The organism is Luteimonas sp. A534 (assembly GCF_054072805.1).
Genome location: NZ_JBSVRR010000001.1, coordinates 723,621 through 745,204 on the forward strand (window position 1 = coordinate 723,621; position 21,584 = coordinate 745,204).

Consider the following 21,584-nt stretch of genomic DNA (forward strand, 5'->3'; position numbering starts at 1 on the left):
GGCGACATGCTCAAGATCGACATCCATGCCCACTACCTGCCCCGCGACTGGCCCGATCTCGCGCGCAAGTACGGCGACGACCGCTTCCCGGTGATCCACCACACCGAGGACGGCCGCCACCGCATGTACAAGGACGGCCGATTCTTCCGCGAGATCTGGTCCAAGACCTGGGACCCGCAAGAGCGCATCGACGACTACGCGCGCTTCGGGGTGCAGGTGCAGGTGATCAGCACGGTGCCGGTGATGTTCAGCTACTGGGCCAAGCCCAACCAGGCGCTGGAGCTGCACCAGGCACTCAACGACCACATGGCGGAAACCTGCCGCGCGCATCCGCGCCACTACGCCGGCATCGGCACGGTACCGCTGCAGTCGCCGCGGCTGGCGGTGCAGGAGCTCGAGCGCTGCATGGACGAGCTTGGCCTGCAGGGCGTGCAGATCGGTTCGCACGTGCAGGTATCGGCCGACACGCACTGGAACCTGGACGCGCCCGAACTGTTCCCGTTCTTCGAGGCCGCGGCCGACCTGGGCGCGGCGATCCTCGTGCACCCCTGGGACATGATGGGCACCGACACCATGCCCAAGTACTGGCTGCCCTGGCTGGTCGGCATGCCGGCCGAGCAGTCACGCGCGGCCTGCTCGCTGGTCTTCGGCGGCGTGCTTGAGCGGCTGCCGAAGCTCAAGATCTGCATGGCGCACGGCGGCGGCAGCTTCCCCTACACCATCGGCCGCATCGAACACGGCTTCAACATGCGCCCCGACCTCGTGGCCACCGACAACCCGCGCAATCCCCGCGAGTACCTGTCGCGCCTTTACTTCGACTCCTGGGTCGCCGACTCGAAGGCACTTGAATACCTGATCGACACCTGCGGCATCGACCGCGTGATGCTCGGCACCGACTACCCCTTCCCCCTGGGCGAACAGCAACCTGGCGCCGGCATCGACGCACTGGGCCTGGACGACGCGGGCCAGGCGCGCCTCTACCACGGTACTGCGCTCGAATGGCTGGGCCTGCCGAGGTCGAGGTTCGCGTGAAGAGCATTTGGCCACGGATTTACGTGGATAAACGCGGATCAGAAGCGAAGAGCTTTTGAAGTTGGCCTCTACATCTGTTCGCTTCTGCTTTATCCGCGTCTATCCGCGTCAATCCGTGGCAAAAGAGGCTTCTTCTCCATGACCGAGCTGTACACCGACCAGCACGCTGCAACCCTTGACGCCGCCGATCCGCTGCGCGGACTGCGGGCTGAGTTCCATCTGCCGCGGCATGGCGAGCGGGAGCAGGCGTACTTCTGCGGCAATTCGCTGGGGCTGCAGCCGAAGTCGGCGCGCGCGCACGTGGTCGATGTGCTCGACAAGTGGGCCGCCGAAGCCGTCGAAGCGCACTTCACCGGCACCACGCAGTGGATGCCCTACCACGCGCTGCTGCGTGAGCCGCTGGCACGGGTGGTGGGTGCCGAGCCTTCAGAGGTGGTGGCGATGAACTCGCTGACCGCCAACCTCCACTTCATGATGGTCAGCTTCTACCGGCCCACGCGCGAGCGGCCGGCGATCCTGATGGAGGCCGGGGCGTTTCCGTCGGATCGCTATGCGCTGGAATCCCAGCTGCGCTTCCACGGCTTCGACCCGGCCACCGACCTGATCGAGCTCGAGCCCGACCTGGCCGAAGGCACGTTCTCGATGGAGGCCATCGCACGCGCCATCGAAATGCATGGTCCGCGCCTGGCGCTGGTGCTGTGGCCGGGCGTGCAGTACCGAAGCGGCCAGGCGTTCGACGTCGCGGAGATCACGCGGCTGGGGCACGCCGCAGGTGCGGTGGTGGGTTTCGACCTGGCGCATGCCGCCGGCAACCTGCCGCTGCGGCTGCACGACGACGATCCGGACTTCGCCGTCTGGTGCCATTACAAATACCTGAACTCCGGGCCGGGCGCGGTAGCCGGCTGCTTCGTGCATGCGCGCCATGCGCGCACCGACCGCCCGCGCTTTGCCGGCTGGTGGGGACACGACGAGGCCTCCCGCTTCCGCATGGCGCCGAGCTTCGAGCCATCGCCCGGCGCGGATGGCTGGCAGCTCAGCAATCCGCCGATCCTGGGCCTGGCGCCGCTGCGCGGCGCGCTGGAGCTGTTCGATCGCGTCGGCATGCAGGCATTGCGTACGAAGTCCGAATCGCTCACCGGCTACCTGGAGGCGCTGATCGACGCGCGGCTGTCGGACACGCTGCGCATCGCCACCCCGCGCGACTCCGCGCAGCGCGGCGCGCAGCTTTCGCTGCGGGTGCTCGAGGGCCGCGGCCTGAGCGGTCGTGACGCCGGACGATCTCTGTTCGAGTCGCTGTCGGCGCAGGGCGTGGTCGGCGACTGGCGCGAGCCCGACGTGATCCGGATTTCGCCGGCGCCGATGTACAACAGCCACGCCGACGTGCTGCGCTTCGTGCGCGCCACCGAAGCCTGGCGCGAGGACCAGGCATGAGCTCGGCGGCAACCACGGCGGGAGCGGGCGCCCAACGCGAAGCCACCATCGTCGGCGCGGGCCTGGCCGGCGCACTGATGGCCGCCCTGCTCGCCCAGCGCGGCTGGAAGGTCGAGGTCTATGAAAGCCGGGGCGACCCCCGCATCCACGGATTCGCCGGTGGCCGCTCGATCAATCTCGCGCTGGCCGAACGTGGCCTGCACGCCCTGCGCGCCGCCGACGCCGACCGCGACGTCCTGGCGCAGGCGGTGATGATGCGCGGGCGCATGGTGCATCCCCTCGACGGCGCGCCGCAGCTGCAGCGCTACGGTCGCGACGACAGCGAGGTGATCTGGTCGGTCAGCCGCGGCGAACTCAACATCACCCTGATCAACGCCGCCGAGGCCGCGGGCGCGGTGCTGCACTTCGACCGGCGGCTCGAGGCCGTGGACTTCGCCGCACGGCGGGCGTTCTACCGCGGCGACGGCGAGCTGCACCGTGTCGGCTTCACCACCCTGATCGGCTGCGACGGCGCCGGCTCCACGCTGCGCGCACAGATGGGGCAGCGCGGCGACCTGGGCGAGCGCACCGACTGGCTCGGCCATGGCTACAAGGAGCTGGAGATCCCGCCGGCCACCGACGGCGACTTCCGCATCGAGCCCAACGCCCTGCACATCTGGCCGCGCGGCCGCTACATGTGCATCGCCCTGCCCAATGACGAGCGCACCTTCACCGTGACCCTGTTCATGGCGATGCGTGACGAAGGGGTGGGCGACCCGAGCTTCGAAACGGTACCGACATCCGTGGAGGCGCGCGCGTTGTTCGAGTGCGATTTCCCGGACACGCTGCCGCTGATCCCCGAGCTGGAGCACCATTTCGACTCCAACCCGATCGGCACCCTCGGCACGCTCTACCTCGACCGCTGGCACCTCGACGGCGACGCCGTCCTGATCGGCGACGCCGCGCACGCGATGGTGCCCTTCCACGGCCAGGGCATGAACTGCGCGTTCGAGGACTGCGTGGCGCTTGCGAAGCAGCTGGACGCATCGGTTGACCTGGCGACGGCCTACGCCGCCTTCGAAGCGCAGCGCATGCCCGATGCCGCGGCCATCCAGCGCATGGCCCTGGACAACTACATCGAGATGCGCGACCTCGTCGACGACGCCGACTTCCTTCTCCAGCGCGAACTCGAACTGGCCCTGCAGGCAAGGCACCCCACGCGCTTCATCCCGCACTACGCGATGGTCACCTTCATGCGCATCCCCTACTCGCTCGCGCTGGAACGCAGCGAAGTGCAGCGGCGGATCCTCGAGGACGCGACCCGCGGGCTGTCAACCTTGGAGCAGGTCGACCTCCCCGCCCTGGACCCGGTGGTTGAACAGGCACTCCCCCCGCTGGAGAACACCCCGTGACCCGGTCCACCCCCACCAGCGGGAGCCGCATTTGTAGGAGCGGCTACAGCCGCGATGACGTGCCCTGCCGGGCAATCACGGCTGTAGCCGCTCCCACAATGTGCGCAGCCGCTTCCACAATGTGCGGGGCGGCGCCAACAATGTGCACAGCCGCTCCCACGATATCGGGCGAGGTCGCCAGGGCATGAGCGACAGCTTCCTCTTCTACGACCTCGAGACCTGGGGCATCGATCCGCGGCGCACCCGGGTCGCGCAGTTCGCCGCCATCCGCACCGATACCGAACTCCGCCAGCTCGGAGTTCCGATCGAGTTCATGGTCCGCCCGGCCGACGACCTGCTGCCATCGCCAGGCGCGTCGATGGTGACGGGCCTGGCACCGCAGGCCACGCTGCAGACGGGGCTCGGCGAGTCCGAGGCATTCGCCCGGATCGTCGACGAAATGGCGCGCCCGGGCACCTGCACGCTGGGCTACAACTCGCTGCGCTTCGACGACGAGTTCGTGCGCCATGGGCTGTTCCGCAACTTCCACGATCCCTATGAGCGCGAGTGGCGCAACGGCAACTGCCGCTGGGACCTGCTCGACGTCATGCGCCTGGCGCATGCGCTGCGGCCCGAGGGCATCGCGTGGCCCATGCGCGAGGACGGTGCCGGCGTTTCGTTCAAGCTCGAGCACCTGGCCGAGGCCAACGGCGTGCGCAGCGGCGACGCGCACGAAGCCCTGTCCGACGTCCTTGCGCTGATCGGGCTCGCGCGGCTGTTCCGCGAAGCGCAGCCACGGCTGTGGGAGTACGCGCTGGCGCTCCGCCACAAACGGCATGTCGGCAGCCTGCTCGACCCCATGGCGATGACCCCCGTGCTGCACGTCTCGCAGCGCTATCCCGCGGCGCGCATGTGCGCCGCCGCCGTGCTGCCGTTGGCGACGCACCCCCAGATCGGCAACCGCGTGATCGTGTACGACCTCGACGCCGAGCCCGACGACCTTCTGGACCTGCCAGCCGAAGAGATCGCCGCCCGCCTCTATGTACGCGCGGCCGACCTGCCCGAAGGCGTATCGCGGGTGCCGCTGAAAGAGGTGCACACCAACCGCTGCCCCGCCCTCGTGCAGTGGAGCCACCTGCGGCCGGCGGACTTCGAGCGGCTCGGAATCGATCCCGCCGTCGCCGAGGCCCGCGCCGCGCGCATCCGCGCCCAGGGGCCGGCGATCGCGGAGAAAGTGCGGCGCGTGTTCGTCCGCGATCGCGATGGCGAACGGGCCCCGCCGGATGTCGACGCCGCGCTGTACGACGGCTTCATCGGCGACGGCGACAAGGCCCGCCTCGCGATGGTGCGCGCCACGCCACCGGCACAGCTGGGTGCGCGCGAGTTCGGTTTCCAGGACCCGCGCCTGCCGGAGCTGCTGTTCCGCTACCGCGCCCGCAACTGGCCCGAAACGCTCGACGCCGGGGAGCGCACCCGTTGGGACGATTACCGCCGCCTGCGCCTGACCGGCGACAGCGGACTGTCCGAACTCACCTTCGACGACTATTTCAACGACATCGCCCGCCTGCGCACGGAACACGCCGGCAACGCGGACCGCCAGGCGCTGCTCCAGCGGCTGGAGCAGTGGGGCCGCGACCTCGCGGCAGGCCTCGCACCCGCCACGCCGCCAATGTTCGACGCACCTGCATGAGCGCTTATTTCTCCGACAAGACCTTCCGCTTCCTGCGCGCGCTGGCCCGGAACAACGAGCGCGCCTGGTTCCACGCCCACAAGCACGACTACGACGCGCACGTGCGCGACCCGCTGCAGCGCCTGGTCACGGACCTCGCGCCCGACCTGGCCGAGGTCAGCCTGCAGTTCCGGGCTGATCCGCGCACGGTCGGGGGATCGCTCTACCGCATCCAGCGCGACACCCGCTTCGCCAACGACAAGCGCCCCTACAAGACCTGGCAGGGCGCGCGCCTGTTCCATGCCCGCCGCAAGGAGCTCGCATCGCCGCTGTACTACCTGCACATCCAGCCCGGCGGCTGCTTCGTCGGCGCCGGCATCTGGCGACCGGAGTCGCCAACGCTGCGCGCGATCCGGCAGTTCATCGTCGACAACCCCGCGGGCTGGAAGGCGGCCGCGCACGCGCCGGCGTTCCAGCGCCGCTATGCGCTGGACGAAGAGGACATGCTGGTGCGTCCGCCGCGCGGGTTCCCGGCCGACTTCGCCTTCATCGACGACCTGCGCCACCGCAGCTTCGTGGCCTGGCGCGCGCTGGACGACGCGACCGTGACCGGCCCGCGCCTGCGGCAGGTGCTGGCGAAGGACCTGCGTGACCTCGCGCCCTTCGTCGACTACCTCTGCGCCGCGTTGGACCTGGAGTTCTGAGCATGGCCGACACCCGCAGGCTGCGGTGGTTGCCCTGGATCGTGGCGGCAGTGCTGGTGGCCTTGCTCGCGTGGGCGGCCACTGGCCCATGGCGCGCCATCGAGGGCATCCGCCAGGCGGTCAAGACCGAGGATGCGCGCGCGCTTGCGCGCCACGTCGATTTCCCGGCCCTGCGCGCGAGCCTGAAGCCCCAGGTGCAGGACCGCCTGGTACGCGCCGCGGGCGTCGATGCGCAGACCGGCCCCTTCGCAGCCTTCGGCCTGACCGTGGCCACCGGCGTCGCCGGCGGCCTGGTGGACGCGATGGTGACGCCCGTCGGCCTGGGTGCGCTGATGGAAGGACGCAAGGCCTGGAACCGGGTGGGCGGCATTCCTCCCCCCACGCGCAGCGACACCGGCGCGCAGCCGGAACCGATCCCGGCCCCGCGGCTGCGCTTCGAATCACTCTCCCGCGCCACGGCCACGGTCACCATGGACGACGGCAGCGAACTCGGCCTGGTGCTGACCCGCACGGGCCTGCGCTGGCGGCTGGCGGAGATGCGATTGCCGCCGCCAGCCGACCTGCCCGGTTGATCAGGCCCGCGCGAGCTCCCTTTCGGGTGCTGGCGCTGGCACCGGTGCAGCTACTGCCCGCTTTGCAGGCACGTCGTCTGGACGCATCTCCGGGGCCGTCGATGCTGCCAGGAACGCATCCAGCGAGTCGACGCGATCGGGCGGCCGAAATGTACGCACGGAAGGCAGCGCGAAGCGACTGCAAAGCCGGCAAACGTCATCGATCGGACGCAAACATGCGGCTATAAGCGTGTAACGACAGCAATACCAACACGCACAGCCTGCCGTTCCGACCCTTCAGCCGTGATTGGCGACCCCGTGCGGCACATGCCCGGTGGTCACGTGCTGGCGCGCGCTGTCGATGTTGTGCTGCGAATCGTCGAAGAAGATGTCCGCGCCGAACACGTCCAGGAACGGGCCCTTGGCGCGGCCGCCGAGGAACAGGGCCTCGTCCAGGCGCACGCCCCATTCGCGCAGGGTGCGGATCACGCGCTCATGCGCCGGCGCCGAACGCGCAGTGACCAGCGCGGTGCGGATGGGCGATGCCTCGCCCGGCGGATAGGCCGCCTGCAGGTGGTGCAGGGCGTCGAGGAAGCCGCGGAACGGGCCACCCGACAGGGGCTCGCGTGCGCGCTCGAGCTCATGGCGGTGGAAGGCTTCGATGCCGCCCTCGCGCGAGACGCGCTCGCCCTCGTCGCCGAAGATCACCGCGTCGCCGTCGAAGGCGATGCGCAACTGGTCGTGCCGGTGCGCCGGGGCCTTGGCCGGCAGGATGGTCGCCGCCGCCACGCCATTTTCCAGCGCCGCGCGCACGGAATCAGGGTTGGCCGACAGGAACAGCTGCGCGCCGAAGGGCCGGATATACGGCCAGGTCGGTTCGCCCGACGTGAACGTGGCGCGCGCGATCGCCAGGCCGTGGTGCTGGATCGAATTGAAGATGCGCAGCCCGGTGTCGGCGGAGTTGCGCGACAGGAGGATCACTTCCACGCGCGGCGCGTCGGCGGCGGCGCCATCGTTGAGTCCCAGTAGCTTCCGCACCAGCGGGAACGCGATGCCGGGCTCGAGGATCTCGTCTTCCTTGGTGCGCTGGTGCTCGGCATAGGCCTCGATGCCGTCGCTTTCGAACAGCGCGTGGCTGTCCTCCAGGTCGAACAGCGCACGGGAGGAGATGGCGACGATCAGCGGTGGCAGGACATCGGAGGGCATGCGGACAGTATGCGCGACCGTCGTCGCAGACAGCGAGACGCGCGGGAGGGCACGTGACTGCAGGCACTGGTTGCGCCGCGCCCGGGATTGCGAGGCTGGGGGCCCGCCAACCCGACAGGCCCTTCATGGAAGCCCGCATCCGCAAGCATCCACGCGCCGCGATCGTCCTTGCCGCCCTGCTCGCCTTCACCGCGACGGCGGCGGCGTCGCCGCCACCTCCGCCCGGCGATGAACCGAACGCCGAAGCCAAGCGCATCCTCGCCGACTTGCAGCGGGTGGTGACGCCCGATGGCGTGCAGACCCTGGAGCAGGTGCGGCTGGGCGGCATCGACCAGTGGATCTCGGTGCGCGGCGCCGACCGCGACAATCCTGTCCTGCTGTACCTGCATGGAGGTCCCGCGCAGCCGATGATGCCGGCCAGCTGGACCTTCCAGCGCGCCTGGGAAGACTATTTCACCGTGGTGCAATGGGACCAGCGCGCCTCCGGCAAGACCCATCGGGCGAACGACCCCGCCGCGGTCGCCGACACGATCCACATCGAGCGCTACGTCGAGGACGCCATCGAGCTGATCGCACTCCTTCGCGCGCGCTTCGGCAAGGACAAGGTCGTGTTGATGGGCCACAGCTGGGGCACGATCGTCGGCATGGAAGTGCTGCTGAAGCGCCCCGACTGGCTGCATGCCTACGTCGGACTGGGACAGATCATCAGCATCGAGGAGAACGAGAGCCTCGGCTACGAATATGCCCTGCGCCGCGCACGCACCGAGGGCAATCGCGAGGCCATCGCCGAACTCGAAGCACTCGCGCCCTACCCCGGATCCGAGCCGCTGCACCGCGACCGCATCGGCATGCAGCGCAAATGGAGCATCCACTACGGAGGTCTCAGCGGCTATCGCAGCAACGCCGACCAGTACTTCGCCTCGCAGCGACTGTCGCCCGATTACAGCGAGTCCGATCGCCGCGCGATCCACGAGGGCAGCATGCTGACGCTGGACCGGATCATGGCGGAGTGGAACGCGGTCGACTTCCGCGCCGTGCGCGAGGTCGGCGCGCCGGTGGTGATGTTCATGGGGCGGCACGACTACACCACGCCTTCGCAACAGGCCGCCGACTGGGTGGCCCGGGTGGACGCGCCGGGCAAGGACGCGGTGTGGTTCGAGCACTCGGCGCACCTGGCGCCGCTGGAGGAGCCCGGGCGGGTGCTGATGGCACTGGTGAATCGGGTGCGGACCTTCGCGGTGGCCAACGGCGACGGGGCGCCGGCGCGCTGAGGCGCTCCGGCCCGACCGCAGCTACGCTCAGGCCTCGAACTGCTCGCTGAGGATCCGCTCTTCGAGATTGTGCTCGGGATCGAACAGCAGGGTCACGGTGCGTTCGCGCGACTCCTGGATGGTGACTTCGACCACGTCGCGCACTTCGTGCGAATCGGCGGTGGCGCTGACCGGGCGCTTGTACGGATCCAGCACGCGGAAGCGCACCACGGTGTCGGCCTTGAGCAGCGCACCACGCCAGCGCCGCGGCCGGAACGGCGCGATCGGCGTGAGCGCGACCACGCTGGAACCCAGCGGCAGGATCGGGCCGTGGGCGGAATAGTTGTAGGCGGTGCTGCCGGCGGGCGTGGCCAGCATCACGCCGTCGCAGACCAGTTCGTCCAGGCGCACCTGGCCGTTGAGTTCGATCGAGATGTGGGCGGCCTGCCGCGTCTGCCGCAGCAGCGAGACCTCGTTGTAGGCCAGGGAGCCGACGCTGGCACCGGACTCGGTGGCCACCACCATTTCCAGCGGCCGCAGCACGGCCGGCTCGGCGGCTTCCAGCCGAGCCATCAGGTCGGGCACGGTGCCGCCCTCGCGCTGGTCGTGGTTCATCAGGAAGCCGACCGTCCCCAGCTTCAGGCCATACACCGGCTTCCCCAGCGCCCCGTGGCGATGGAGCGTCTGCAGCATGAAGCCGTCGCCGCCGAGCGCGCAGATGATGTCGGCGTCCTCGGGCGCGTGCTGGCCGTGGCGCGCGGTGAACTGCGCGAGCGCCGACTGGGCATCCGGGGTGGGGCTTGCGAGGAAGGCGATGCGCGGCGATCCGGTCATGCGTTCAGCATACCGCGCACCGCCGGCCGGTAAAGCCGGGCCACGCACCCCCGACCCTCCCCCGCAATGCGGGGAAGGGCGGGAACCCGGTCAGGCGGCGCTGGCCAGCTGGGCAAGCCTCCGCACCGCCACCGACGCCGTCGGGTAATCCAGCGTCTTCTGCGCCGCCAGCTCCGCGAGCATGCCGAGCGTGAACTTCAGCGCCGCATCCTCGCGGCCGATCCACTGCGCGACCTTGGCGTCGGCATCGCGGCCCGGCATCGACAGCACCTGCCCGACCAGGGCGCGATGCTGTGCGGCCAGCTCGTCGCGCAGCGCGCCGTGGGCGACCGCGTGCCAACGGCCATCCACCTGCAGCGCGTCGATCTGCTTCACGAGCCACGGCAGGTCGAGCGCATCGGCCAGGCGGAAGTGCACGCGCGCCACGTCGACCGGCTTGCGCTTGCGCTCGCGGGCCAGCTCGATGATGTCCGGGCTGGCTTCGAGGTAGGGCAGCGCGGCCAGCTTGCCGGCAAGCTCGGCGGGGACGCCCTTCGCGCGCCAGTCGGCCAGCGACTGCTCGTACGCCGGGCGCTGGGCGGCAGTGAGGATCTCTTCGCCGGCGTGGATCGCCTGGAAGCCGTCGTGGTAGCGCTCCACGGCGCTCGTGATCGTGGGCAGCGTCCCGGGACGTGCCAGCAGCCAGCGGGTGAAGGAGCGCTGCAGCGCCCAGATCACCTGCAGGGCGTCGATCTGCACCGACTCGGCCACCTTGCCGTCGAGCGCGTCGATCTGCGCCCACATCGCACGCGCATCGAGCGTTTCACGGGTGACCGTGAACGCCTTCGCGACCTCGGCCGCCGTGCGCCCGCTGTCCTCCTGCATGCGCAGGAGGAAGGTCGCACCCATGCGGTTGATGGTGGAGTTGGTGACCGCGGTGGCGATGATCTCGCGCTTCAGGCGGTGCTGCTCCATGGCCTTGGCGTACTTCGCCTGCAGTGGCTGCGGGAAGTAGCGCTGCAGTTCGCGCGACAGGTACGGATCTTCCGGAATGTCCGATTCCAGCAGCTGCTCGAACGCCACCAGCTTCGAGTACGACAGCAGCACCGCCAGCTCCGGCCGGGTCAGGCCCAGGTTGCGCGCCTTGCGATCGGCGATCTCGGCATCGCTGGGCAGGAACTCGATCTGGCGGTCGAGCAGGCCCTGCGACTCCAGGGTGCGGATGAAGTGCTGCTTGGAACCCAGGCGCGGCACGCTCATCCGCTCCATCAGGCTCAGCGCCTGGTTCTGGCGGTAGTTGTCGTTGAGCACCAGGCCGGCGACCTCGTCGGTCATGGCCTTCAGCAGCGTGTTGCGGTCGGCGAGCTTGAGCTTTCCGGCCTGCACCTGCGCGTTGAGCAGGATCTTGATGTTCACCTCGTGGTCGGAGGTGTCCACGCCGGCGGAGTTGTCGATGAAGTCGGTGTTGAGGATCACGCCGGCCTGGGCCGCCTCGATGCGCCCGCGCTGGGTCATGCCGAGGTTGCCGCCCTCGCCCACCACGCGGCAGCGCAGTTCGCCGCCGTTGACGCGGATGGCGTTGTTGGCGCGGTCGCCGACGTCGGCGTGGGTTTCACCCGCGCCCTTGACGTAGGTGCCGATGCCGCCGTTCCAGAGCAAGTCGACCGGCGCGCGCAGCACCGCCGACATCAGCTCGTTCGGGGCGATCGCGGTGACGCCGTCTTCGAGGCCCAGCGCCACGCGCATCTCCGGCGACACCGGGATCGACTTCAGGCTGCGCGCGAACACGCCGCCGCCCTTGCTGATCAGGCCCTTGTCGTAGTCGTCCCAACTCGAGCGCGGCACCTTGAACAGGCGCTGGCGCTCCTTGTAGGAGCTCGCCGAATCCGGGTTCGGGTCGACGAAGATGTGGCGATGGTCCATCGCCGCGACCAGGCGGATGTGCTTCGACAGCAGCATGCCGTTGCCGAACACGTCGCCGGACATGTCGCCGATGCCGACCGCGGTGAAGTCCTGCTTCTGGGTGTCGTGGCCAAGCGCGCGGAAGTGGCGCTTGACCGACTCCCACGCGCCGCGCGCGGTGATGCCCATGCCCTTGTGGTCGTAGCCCACCGAGCCGCCGGACGCGAACGCGTCGTCAAGCCAGTAGCCGTAGTCGCGGGCGATGCCGTTGGCGATGTCCGAGAAGGTCGCGGTGCCCTTGTCGGCGGCCACCACCATGTACGGATCGGGATCGTCGTGGCGCACCACGTTCGCCGGCGGCAGCACCTTGCCGTCCACCGTGAGGTTGTCGGTGACGTCGAGCAGGCCGCTGATGAAGCGGCGGTAGCAGGCGATGCCTTCGGCCTGCACGGCGTCGCGGTCGCCGCCCATCGGCGGACGCTTGACGATGAAGCCGCCCTTGGAACCGACCGGCACGATGACGGTGTTCTTCACCATCTGCGCCTTCACCAGGCCCAGCACCTCGGTGCGGAAATCCTCGCGGCGGTCGGACCAGCGCAGGCCGCCGCGCGCCACCGGGCCGAAGCGCAGGTGGGTGCCTTCGACACGCGGGCCGCAGACGAAGATCTCGCGGTACGGACGCGGCTTGGGCAGGTCGGGCACTGCAGCGGAGTCGAACTTGAAGGCGATGTAGTCCTTCGGCGTGCCTTCGCCGTCGACCTGGTAGTAGTTGGTGCGCAGCGTGGCCTCGATCACGCCGACGTAGCCGCGCAGGATGCGGTCCTCGTCAAGGCTCGCGACGCCCTCCAGCATGTCCTTGATCGCGGCGTGCGCTGCGGCCATGCGTGCGGCCCGCGCCTTCTCGGCGGCGGGGTCGAAACGGGCTTCGAACAGCTCGACCAGCTGGCGCGCCAGCTGCGGGTGGCGGACCAGGGTCTCTTCGACGTAGCTCTGCGAGAACGGCACGCCGACCTGCAGCAGGTACTTGCAGTAGCCGCGCAGCATCGATACCTGGCGCCAGTCGAGCGCCGCGGCGGCCACCAGCCGGTTGAAGCCGTCGTTCTCGGCCTCGCCCTGCCAGATGCGGGCGAAGGCCTCCTCGAAGCGGGCGGCGTCGGGCTCGGCGCCGCCGACCACCTCGACTTCGAAGTCCTGGATCCAGGCCACGTGGGGGGCCGTGGCCGCCGACGACTGCCCCTCGAGACGGTGTGGATGCTCCGCGATCACGCGCAGCCCCATGTTCTCCATCATCGGCAGCACGTCCGACAGCGGAACGTCACGGCCGGCGCGGTAGAGCTTGAGCCGCAGGCTGCCCTCGTCGGGCTGGTCGAGCGCGGAGCGGCGCAGGCTCAGGCGCAGGTCGTCCGGACCGGCCAGGGCGTCGAGGTGCGCGACGTCCGCGGCAGCCACGGCCGGTGTCGCGCGTTCGATGTAATGCACAGGCAGCGCGCGTCCCCAGCCCGAGGCCAGCGCAAGGCCGCCGGCCTCGCCGTGGGCGGCGATCAGGGTTTCGCGCAGGTCGTCCTGCCAGTTGCGCACGATCGCGTCCAGCCGCACCTGCAACGCGGCTTCGTCGACGTCCACCGCCTCGCCGGTGCGCGGACGCACGAGCATGTGCAGCTGCGCCAGCGGCGACTCGCCCAGCGCGACGTTGGTGTCGACGTGGTCGGCGCCCAGCACCTCCCTGAGCATCGCTTCCACGCGCAGGCGGACCTCGGTGTTGTAGCGGTCGCGCGGCACGTAGGCCAGCACGGAATAGAAGCGGCCGTAGTGGTCGCGGCGCAGGAACAGGCGGCTGCGCACGCGCTCCTGCAGGCCGAGGATGCCGCTGGCCACGCGCTGCAGCTCGCTGCTCGACGCCTGGAACAGCTCGTCGCGCGGCAGCGTCTCGAGGATGTGCTTGAGCGCCTTGCCGCTGTGCCCGGTGTCGGCCAGGCCTGATGCGCCCATGACCTGCTCGTGGCGGTCGCGCACGATCGGGATGTCCCAGGGACGGCGGTTGTAGGCACCGGAGGTGTACAGCCCGAGGAAGCGCTTCTCGGTGGTCGCCTTGCCGCCCTTGCGGTCGAAGCCGAGCAGGCCGATGTAGTCCATGTAGCCGGGGCGATGGATGGTCGAACGGGCGTTGGTCTTGGTCAGGATCAGCGGCTCCACGGTGCGCTCGGTGCGCTGCGCGCCGACCGTGCTCAGCAGGCGCGGCTTGCCGACGTCGCGTCCGCGCAGCAGGCCCAGGCCGCTGCCGTCGACCGCCTGCAGGACCTCGTCGCGACCGGTCTTCACCACTTCGTATTCGCGGTAGCCGAAGAAGGTGAAATGGTTGTCCGCGGCCCAGCGCAGGAAGGCCTGGATCTCGGCGCGCTCTGCGTCGGACACCGGCAGCGGCTCGTCGTCCAGTCCTTCGGCGACCTGTTCCATGCGGGTCTTCATCGCCCTCCAGTCCTCGACGATGACGCGAACGTCCTCGAGTACGCCTCGCACGGCCGCCTCGATGCGCGCGCAGCCCTCGGGCGACTGGCGATCGATCTCGATGTGGATCAGCGACTCCGACCCGCCCGTGCCGACGCCCTTCAGCTTGCCGCTGCGATCGCGGTCCAGCGCCACCACCGGGTGGCCCAGCACGTGCACGCCCACGCCCAGCTCGGCAAGCGCCATGCTCACCGAATCAACCAGGAAGGGCATGTCGTCGTTGGCGATCTGCAGCACCGTGTGCTGCGTCTCCCAGCCGTGGGTGGCCAGGGTCGGATTGAACAGGCGCACGCTGGCCGTGCCCGGCTTGCGCTTGCCGAGGAAGGCGAGGAAATCGGCGGCCAGCGCCGCCCAGCCGTCGGCTTCGTGCAGGCCGATCTCGTCGTCGCCCATGCGCTGGTAGAACGCGTTCGCGAAGGCGGTGGCATCGTCGCCGCCGGCCTTGCCCACGCGCTTGCGCAGGGCGGCCAGCACGGGGTCGAGCAGCGTGCCGGCGCGCGACCCGGCGCGGCGCTCGGCGGCCTTCACGGTCTTCACGGACTTGCCGGTCTTCGCGGTCGCGGCGGTGGAGGTACGGGCGGAAGCCTTCTTGTTGGGGGTGCTCATGTCGTCATCCGGATGCAATGAGGCCCGCGCACAGGCACGGGCCAAGGGGTCGTTTTCGTCAGGAACCAGGAGCCGCCGTCGCGTCCGCGCCCGGGATCGGGATCGGCACGTGACGCGGGCAATGGCAGGGTCTGGGCACGGGCTGCACGGTCGTTGGATGCGTCAGCGCAGCCCGGTCTCATGCCGGGCGATCACCAGCCTCTGGATCTCGCTGGTGCCTTCGTAGATCTCGGTGATCTTGGCGTCGCGGAAGTAGCGCTCGATCGGCATTTCCTTGGAGTAGCCCATGCCGCCATGGATCTGCAGCGCCTGGTGGGTGATCCACATCGCGGCCTCGGACGCGGTGAGCTTGGCGATCGCGGCCTCGTTGCTGAAGCGCTTGCCCTGCCCCTTCGTCCACGCCGCGCGCAGCGTCAGGAGCAGGGACGCATCGAGCTTGCACTTCATGTCGGCGATCTTGGCCTGGGTCATCTGGAACGCGCCGATCGGCTGGCCGAAGGCCTTGCGCTCCTTCACGTATTCAATGGTGGCCTCATAGGCCGCACGAGCGATGCCAATGGCCTGCGACGCGATGCCGATGCGACCGGCATCGAGCACGCCCATGGCGATCTTGAAGCCCTGGCCCTCTTCGCCCAGCACCTCGTCGGCCTGGACGACGTAGTCGTTGAACTCGATCTCGCAGGTGGCCGAGGCGCGGATGCCGAGCTTGGGCTCGGTCTTGCCGCGGCCGAAGCCCTCGCGGTCGCCGTGGACCAGGAAGGCGGTGATGCCGCGCGCGCCCTTGTCGGGGTCGGTCATCGCGAACAGCACGAAGTACTTCGCCACCGGACCGGACGTGATCCAGCTCTTCTTGCCGTTGATCACGTAGCTGCCGTCGGCCTGCTTCACGGCGCGGCAGCGCATGGCGGTGGCGTCGGAGCCGGACTGCGGCTCGGTCAGTGCGAAGGCGCCGATTTCCTCGCCCTCGGCGATCGCGCGCACGTACTTCTGCTTCTGCGCTTCGGTGCCGTGGGTCAGGATGCCGTTGCAGAACAGCGAATTGTTCACCGACATGATCGTGGAATGCGCGGCGTCGCCAGCGGCGATCTCGATCATGGCCAGCACGTAGGCCACCGGGTCCATGTCGGCGCCGCCGTACTCGGTCGGCACCTCGATCCCCATGAGTCCGTTCTCGCCCAGCAGGCGGATGTTGTCGAGGGGGAATTCACCGGTCTGGTCGTGGTGCTCGGCGCTCGGCGCGATCTTCTCCTGCGCGATGCGGCGGGCCACGTCCTGGATCATCAACTGCTCTTCGGTAAAGCTGAAATCCACGCGCTGCTCCTGGTCGTGCCGCGTATGCGCGCGGCAGCTGTTGGCAAGGCCGCTATTCTAGCCTGCCCGCCGCGGGGCTTCGACAGCCTGCAGCCATCGCGCTTGACCCTGCCCGGATCCCGTCGGACAATGCATCGCTATATCGCGATGGGAAGATATATATGGATCTGGAAGCCTGGTCGAGCCACCTCAAGGTGCTGGCCGACGCCACGCGCGTGCGCCTGCTGGCGCTGCTCGACGGCGAAGAGCTGACGGTCGCCGAACTCTCGGCCATCACCCGCCTGGCGCAGCCGCGGGTGTCCACCCATCTCGCGCGGCTCAAGGAGGCCGGCCTGGTGCGCGACCGGCGCGCCGGTGTCTCCGCCTACTACCGTTTCGACGAGGATCGCCTCGACCCGGCACAGCGTGCACTGTGGCAGACGCTACGCGAAGGCAGCGACGATCCGCTGCTGCGCCAGGATGCCGAGCGCGTGGCCGGCGTCCTCGCGATGCGCGCCGCCGACCAGAACTGGGCCGACTCGGTGGCCGGCGACATGGAGCGCCATTACTCCCCGGGCCGCACCTGGGAGGCCATGGCGCGCTCGGCGCTGCCGCTGCTGGAAACCGGCGATGTGCTCGACATCGCGTCCGGTGACGGCGTGCTCGCCGAACTCCTGGCCCCGCACGCCAAGCGCTATGTCTGCATCGATACCAGTCCGCGGGTGGTCGCGGCGGCGCAGGAGCGACTGAAGCGCTACCGCAACGTCGAGGTGCGCGAGGCCGACATGCATGCCCTGCCCTTCGACGACGCCAGCTTCGACCTGGTAGTGCTGATGCACGCGCTGACCTATGCGGGCAAGCCCGCCGCCGCCGTGTCCGAAGGCGCCCGCGTGCTGCGGCCGGGTGGCCGGCTGCTGATGACCAGCCTCGCGCGCCACGGCCATCGCAGCGCGGTCGAGGCCTTCGGCCACATCAACCTGGGCTTCACCGACAAGGAGCTGCGTCGCTTCGTCGACAAGGCCGGGCTCCAGCTGCAGTCCTGCGAGACGGTCACGCGTGAGAAGCGGCCGCCGCACTTCGAAGTCATTTCCCTGATCGCGGGCAAACCATGAGCACCCTTCCCTGGCTCCATCCCGATCGCGTCGCGCTGCTGGACGCCGCGCTGGCCAACCGCATCCTCGTCATCGACGGCGCCATGGGCACGATGATCCAGGGCTACCGGCTGGACGAGGCCGACTACCGTGGCGAACGCTTCGCCGACGGCTTCGACAGCCTGCATCCCGGCGACGGCGTCGGCCACGACCTCAAGGGCAACAACGACCTCCTGAGCCTGACCCGGCCCGACATCATCTCCGCCGTGCACGCCGCCTACCTGGACGCGGGCGCCGACCTGGTCGAGACCAACACCTTCAACTCCACCGCCGTCAGCCAGTCCGACTATCGCCTGCCGCACCTGGTGCGCGAACTCAACGTCGAAGGCGCGCATCTGGCCCGGGCCTGCTGCGACGCCGCCGAGGCCGCGACGCCCGGCAAGCCACGCTTCGTGATCGGCGTGGTCGGCCCCACCAGCCGCACCGCGTCGATCAGCCCCGACGTCAACGACCCGGGCTTCCGCAACACCAGCTTCGATGCACTGCGCGAGGACTACCGCGTGGCCGTGGACGGACTGATCGATGGCGGCGCCGACGTGCTGATGGTGGAAACGATCTTCGACACGCTCAACGCCAAGGCCGCGCTGTACGCGATCGAGGAAGCCTTCGACGCCCGCGGCGCGCGGGTGCCGGTGATGATCTCGGGCACGATCACCGATGCATCCGGTCGCACGCTGTCGGGGCAGACCGCGGAGGCCTTCCACATCTCGGTGACGCACTCGCGGCCGCTGTCGATCGGCCTGAACTGCGCGCTGGGCGCGAAGGAGCTGCGCCCGCACGTGGAGACCCTCGCCCGCGTGGCCGACTGCCACGTCAGCGCCCATCCCAATGCCGGCCTGCCCAATGCGTTCGCCGAGTACGACGAGACGCCGGAGGAAACCGCCGCCATCCTGGAAGAGTTCGCCCGCGCGGGCCTGCTCAACCTCGTCGGCGGCTGCTGCGGCACCACCCCGGCCCACATCCGCGCCATCGCCGATGCTGTCCGCGGCATTCCCCCGCGGCGGCTGCCGGGGTTGGTGGAGGCTGCGGCGTGAATCCGGAGAGCGTTCTTGCCACGGATTTGCGCGGCTGCGCGCGGATTTTCGCGGTTAGAGCGAACAGCTTTGGCCACGGATTTGCGCGGATAAACGCGGATAGAGCAAGAGCAAGAGCAATTTTTTGCCACGGATTTGCGCGAATTGGCGCGGATTGGGCTGGAGCCTTGTCGGCTGCATCCCCGCGGGCCTGCAACAGCTCGCGGACGATCCCCGGTTCGTCAAAAAGCCCCTGCAAAAAATCTCCCAAGACTTGCCTCGGCCAGATCCGCGCAAACCCGCGCAAATCCGTGGCCAAAAAAAGCTTTTTCTCCTGCTCCCGCCTCTGCTCTATCCGCGTTGATCCGCGCAAATCCGTGGCAAAAAAGGCTTCCGCATGAACACGCCTCGCTATACCCGCCTGTCAGGCCTCGAGCCGCTGGTGATCACCCCGGAGTTGCTGTTCGTCAACGTCGGCGAGCGCACCAACGTCACCGGCAGCGCGAAGTTCAAGAAGCTGATCAAGGACGACCGCTTCGAGGAGGCGGTCGAGGTCGCGCGGCAGCAGGTGGCCAGCGGGGCGCAGATCCTCGACGTGAACATGGACGAGGGGCTGATCGATTCGGCCAAGGCGATGACGCGCTTCCTGACGCTGATCGCGTCGGAGCCGGACATCGCGCGCATCCCGGTGATGGTCGACTCTTCGAAGTGGGAAGTGATCGAGGCCGGGCTGAAGTGCCTGCAGGGCAAGGGCGTGGTGAACTCGATCTCGCTCAAGGAGGGCGAGGAGCAGTTCGTCGCGCAGGCGCGCATGGTGCTGCGCTATGGCGCCGCGGCGGTGGTGATGGCCTTCGACGAGGACGGCCAGGCCGATACCGCCGAACGCAAGGTCGCGATCTGTACCCGCGCCTACCGCATCCTGGTCGACGAGGTCGGGTTCCCGCCCGAAGACATCATCTTCGACCCCAACATCTTCGCCATCGCCACCGGGCTCGACGAGCACAACAACTACGCGGTCGACTTCATCGAGGCCACGCGGATCATCCGGCAGACGCTGCCGCACTGCCACGTCTCCGGCGGCGTTTCCAACGTCTCGTTCTCGTTCCGCGGCAACGAGACCGTGCGCCAGGCGATCCACTCGGTGTTCCTGTACCACGCGATCAGTGCGGGCATGGACATGGGCATCGTCAACGCCGGCGGGATGCCGATCTACGACGACCTCGACCCGGAGCTGCGCGACCACGTCGAGGACGTCATCCTCAACCGCCGCCCGGACGCCACCGAGCGCCTGCTCGCGCTTGCGGAGCGCTACAAGGGCAGCAAGGGACAGAAGACCGAAGAAGACCTGTCCTGGCGCGAGAAGGACGTGCGCGCGCGCCTCAGCCACGCACTCGTGCACGGCATCGACCAGTACGTGGTCGAGGACACCGAAGCGGCGCGCCAGCTGAGCAGCCGCCCGCTGGATGTGATCGAAGGCCCGCTGATGGACGGCATGAACGTGGTCGGCGACCTGTTCGGGGCCGGCAAGATGTTTCTGCCCCAAGTCGTCAAGTCGGCACGGGTGATGAAGAAGGCGGTGGCCTACCTGCTGCCCTTCATCGAAGCCGAGAAGCTGCGCACCGGCGATACCGGGAAGAACAACGGCAAGATCGTGATGGCGACCGTCAAGGGCGACGTCCACGACATCGGGAAGAACATCGTCGCCGTGGTGCTGGCCTGCAACAACTTCGAAGTCATCGACCTCGGCGTGATGGTGCCGGCGCAGAAGATCATCGACACCGCGATCGCCGAGAACGCCGACATCATCGGCGTCTCCGGCCTGATCACGCCGTCGCTGGAGGAGATGGGGCACGTGGCGCGGGAAATGCAGCGCCAGGGCATGACCATCCCGCTCATGATCGGCGGCGCCACCACCTCGCGCGCGCACACCGCGCTGAAGATCGATCCGCACTACAAGTCGCCCACGATCTGGGTGAAGGACGCCTCGCGCGCAGTCGGCGTGGCCCAGTCACTGGTGTCCGCCGAACTGCGCGCGCCGTTTGTCGCAGCCAACGAGTCCGACTACGCCGAGATCCGCCAGCGCCACCGCAACCGCGGCGACGCCAAGCGCCTGGTGCCGCTTGCAAAGGCCCGTGGCCAGCGCTTCGACGGTGGCTGGGACAGCTACGTGCCGCCGCAGCCGGCGAAACCCGGCATCACCGTGTTCGACGACTACCCGCTGGCCGTCCTGGTCGACACCATCGACTGGACGCCCTTCTTCCAGGCATGGGAACTGGCCGGGCGCTATCCCGCGATCCTCACCGACGAAGTCGTCGGAACCGCCGCCCGCGAGCTCTATCGCGACGCGCGCGAGATGCTCGACACCATCATCCGCGAGAAATGGCTGACCGCGAGGGCTGTCTTCGGTCTATGGCCGGCCAACAGCGTCGGCGACGACGTCGAGCTCGAACTCGGCGACGGAAGCAGCGCCGCCGTGCACTTCCTGCGCCAGCAAGTGGACAAGCCAGTCGAGCGCCCCGACTTCTGCCTGGCCGACTTCATCGCACCGAAGGACACCGGCCTGCGCGACTGGATGGGCATGTTCGCCGTCACCGCCGGCATCGGCATCGAGCCGCACCTGGAACGTTTCCGCGCCGACCACGACGACTACCGCAGCATCCTGCTGAAGGCACTCGCCGACCGCCTGGCCGAAGCCCTGGCGGAACACCTGCACCGCCGCGTGCGCACCGACTACTGGGGCTACGCACCCGACGAGGCCCTGGACAACAACGCCCTGATCGCCGAAGCCTACCGAGGCATCCGTCCGGCACCGGGCTATCCGGCCTGTCCGGACCACAGCCCGAAGGAACAGCTGTTCCGCGTGCTCGACGCCACCGGCAACGCCGGCATGGAGCTCACCCACGGCTTCGCGATGCTGCCGACCGCCGCCGTGTCCGGCTATTACTTCAGCCATCCCGGCAGCAAGTACTTCGTGGTCGGACGCGTGGGCAAGGACCAGGTCGCGGACTATGCAAAGCGCCGCGGCGTATCGGTGGCGGACGCCGAACGCTGGCTGGCCTCCAACCTCGATTACGATCCGGACTAGTCCCCA

The 21,584-nt window shown here is 69.0% G+C and carries 14 protein-coding genes; 10 read left to right on the top strand and 4 right to left on the bottom strand.

Annotated features, from left to right (window positions below; genetic code table 11):
* The first annotated feature begins 6 nt into the window (after positions 1–6).
* From ACW5F0_RS03310 to ACW5F0_RS03335, 6 genes are all read left to right on the top strand, one after another.
* Positions 7–1,032, top strand: a complete 1,026-nt coding sequence (locus ACW5F0_RS03310; protein ID WP_456964601.1) for an amidohydrolase family protein — start codon at positions 7–9, stop codon at positions 1,030–1,032.
* A 138-nt stretch (positions 1,033–1,170) separates the two neighbouring features.
* A complete protein-coding gene (kynU, locus tag ACW5F0_RS03315; protein WP_456999013.1) occupies positions 1,171–2,463 on the top strand; it encodes a kynureninase in 1,293 nt (430 codons plus the stop codon).
* On the top strand, positions 2,460–3,854 hold the full coding sequence (locus ACW5F0_RS03320) for an FAD-dependent oxidoreductase (protein WP_456964603.1): 1,395 nt from the start codon (positions 2,460–2,462) through the stop codon (positions 3,852–3,854). Before kynU ends, ACW5F0_RS03320 begins: the two co-directional genes overlap by 4 nt.
* Before the next feature lie 184 nt (positions 3,855–4,038).
* Positions 4,039–5,523 carry an exodeoxyribonuclease I gene (sbcB, locus tag ACW5F0_RS03325; protein ID WP_456999014.1) on the top strand — a complete coding sequence of 495 codons (1,485 nt, stop codon included), beginning with the start codon at positions 4,039–4,041 and terminating at the stop codon, positions 5,521–5,523.
* A complete protein-coding gene (locus tag ACW5F0_RS03330) occupies positions 5,520–6,206 on the top strand; it encodes a DUF2461 domain-containing protein (protein ID WP_456964605.1) in 687 nt (228 codons plus the stop codon). Before sbcB ends, ACW5F0_RS03330 begins: the two co-directional genes overlap by 4 nt.
* 2 nt (positions 6,207–6,208) lie before the next feature.
* Positions 6,209–6,778, top strand: a complete 570-nt coding sequence (locus ACW5F0_RS03335) for a DUF2939 domain-containing protein (RefSeq protein ID WP_456964606.1) — start codon at positions 6,209–6,211, stop codon at positions 6,776–6,778.
* 276 nt (positions 6,779–7,054) lie between these two features.
* Here ACW5F0_RS03335 and ACW5F0_RS03340 read toward each other — a convergent pair whose 3' ends face one another.
* Positions 7,055–7,963, bottom strand: a complete 909-nt coding sequence (locus tag ACW5F0_RS03340) for a 5'-nucleotidase (RefSeq protein ID WP_456964607.1) — start codon at positions 7,961–7,963, stop codon at positions 7,055–7,057.
* 125 nt (positions 7,964–8,088) lie between these two features.
* On the opposite strand from ACW5F0_RS03340, the gene ACW5F0_RS03345 reads away from it, so the two are divergent.
* Complete coding sequence (locus ACW5F0_RS03345) at positions 8,089–9,234, top strand: alpha/beta fold hydrolase (protein WP_456964608.1); 1,146 nt, start codon at positions 8,089–8,091, stop codon at positions 9,232–9,234.
* Between the two features lie 27 nt (positions 9,235–9,261).
* Here the strand turns inward: ACW5F0_RS03345 and ACW5F0_RS03350 are convergent, their stop codons facing one another.
* The 3 genes from ACW5F0_RS03350 to ACW5F0_RS03360 form a co-directional block, all read right to left on the bottom strand.
* Positions 9,262–10,047: an NAD kinase gene (locus tag ACW5F0_RS03350; protein WP_456964609.1), complete on the bottom strand. Its 786-nt coding sequence runs from the start codon at positions 10,045–10,047 to the stop codon at positions 9,262–9,264.
* Positions 10,048–10,137: 90 nt separating this feature from the next.
* Positions 10,138–15,039 carry an NAD-glutamate dehydrogenase gene (locus tag ACW5F0_RS03355; RefSeq protein ID WP_456999015.1) on the bottom strand — a complete coding sequence of 1,634 codons (4,902 nt, stop codon included), beginning with the start codon at positions 15,037–15,039 and terminating at the stop codon, positions 10,138–10,140.
* A 162-nt stretch (positions 15,040–15,201) separates the two neighbouring features.
* Positions 15,202–16,350, bottom strand: coding sequence for an acyl-CoA dehydrogenase family protein (locus ACW5F0_RS03360; RefSeq protein ID WP_456964611.1), 1,149 nt, complete (start codon positions 16,348–16,350; stop codon positions 15,202–15,204).
* Positions 16,351–16,511: 161 nt separating this feature from the next.
* Between ACW5F0_RS03360 and ACW5F0_RS03365 the strand changes: the two genes are divergently transcribed.
* The 3 genes from ACW5F0_RS03365 (at position 16,512) to metH (ending at position 21,578) form a co-directional block, all read left to right on the top strand.
* Positions 16,512–17,441, top strand: coding sequence for an ArsR/SmtB family transcription factor (locus tag ACW5F0_RS03365; RefSeq protein ID WP_456964612.1), 930 nt, complete (start codon positions 16,512–16,514; stop codon positions 17,439–17,441).
* The gene (locus ACW5F0_RS03370) at positions 17,438–18,514 is read left to right on the top strand and encodes a homocysteine S-methyltransferase family protein (RefSeq protein ID WP_456964613.1); all 1,077 of its coding nucleotides are present in this window, start codon (positions 17,438–17,440) and stop codon (positions 18,512–18,514) included. The genes ACW5F0_RS03365 and ACW5F0_RS03370 overlap by 4 nt, the downstream gene beginning before the upstream one ends.
* A gap of 376 nt (positions 18,515–18,890) precedes the next feature.
* Entirely contained in the window at positions 18,891–21,578 is a 2,688-nt protein-coding gene (gene metH / locus ACW5F0_RS03375; RefSeq protein WP_456999016.1) for a methionine synthase, read from the top strand.
* Positions 21,579–21,584 lie beyond the last annotated feature (6 nt).

What these genes read in the sequence shown, in the direction of transcription:
- ACW5F0_RS03310 (WP_456964601.1), top strand. Translation starts at nt 7, where the DNA reads ATGCTCAAGATCGACATCCATGCCCACTACCTGCCCCGCGACTGGCCC.
- kynU (WP_456999013.1), top strand. Translation starts at nt 1,171, where the DNA reads ATGACCGAGCTGTACACCGACCAGCACGCTGCAACCCTTGACGCCGCC.
- ACW5F0_RS03320 (WP_456964603.1), top strand. Translation starts at nt 2,460, where the DNA reads ATGAGCTCGGCGGCAACCACGGCGGGAGCGGGCGCCCAACGCGAAGCC.
- sbcB (WP_456999014.1), top strand. Translation starts at nt 4,039, where the DNA reads ATGAGCGACAGCTTCCTCTTCTACGACCTCGAGACCTGGGGCATCGAT.
- ACW5F0_RS03330 (WP_456964605.1), top strand. Translation starts at nt 5,520, where the DNA reads ATGAGCGCTTATTTCTCCGACAAGACCTTCCGCTTCCTGCGCGCGCTG.
- ACW5F0_RS03335 (WP_456964606.1), top strand. Translation starts at nt 6,209, where the DNA reads ATGGCCGACACCCGCAGGCTGCGGTGGTTGCCCTGGATCGTGGCGGCA.
- ACW5F0_RS03340 (WP_456964607.1), bottom strand. Translation starts at nt 7,963, where the DNA reads ATGCCCTCCGATGTCCTGCCACCGCTGATCGTCGCCATCTCCTCCCGT.
- ACW5F0_RS03345 (WP_456964608.1), top strand. Translation starts at nt 8,089, where the DNA reads ATGGAAGCCCGCATCCGCAAGCATCCACGCGCCGCGATCGTCCTTGCC.
- ACW5F0_RS03350 (WP_456964609.1), bottom strand. Translation starts at nt 10,047, where the DNA reads ATGACCGGATCGCCGCGCATCGCCTTCCTCGCAAGCCCCACCCCGGAT.
- ACW5F0_RS03355 (WP_456999015.1), bottom strand. Translation starts at nt 15,039, where the DNA reads ATGAGCACCCCCAACAAGAAGGCTTCCGCCCGTACCTCCACCGCCGCG.
- ACW5F0_RS03365 (WP_456964612.1), top strand. Translation starts at nt 16,512, where the DNA reads ATGGATCTGGAAGCCTGGTCGAGCCACCTCAAGGTGCTGGCCGACGCC.
- ACW5F0_RS03370 (WP_456964613.1), top strand. Translation starts at nt 17,438, where the DNA reads ATGAGCACCCTTCCCTGGCTCCATCCCGATCGCGTCGCGCTGCTGGAC.
- metH (WP_456999016.1), top strand. Translation starts at nt 18,891, where the DNA reads ATGAACACGCCTCGCTATACCCGCCTGTCAGGCCTCGAGCCGCTGGTG.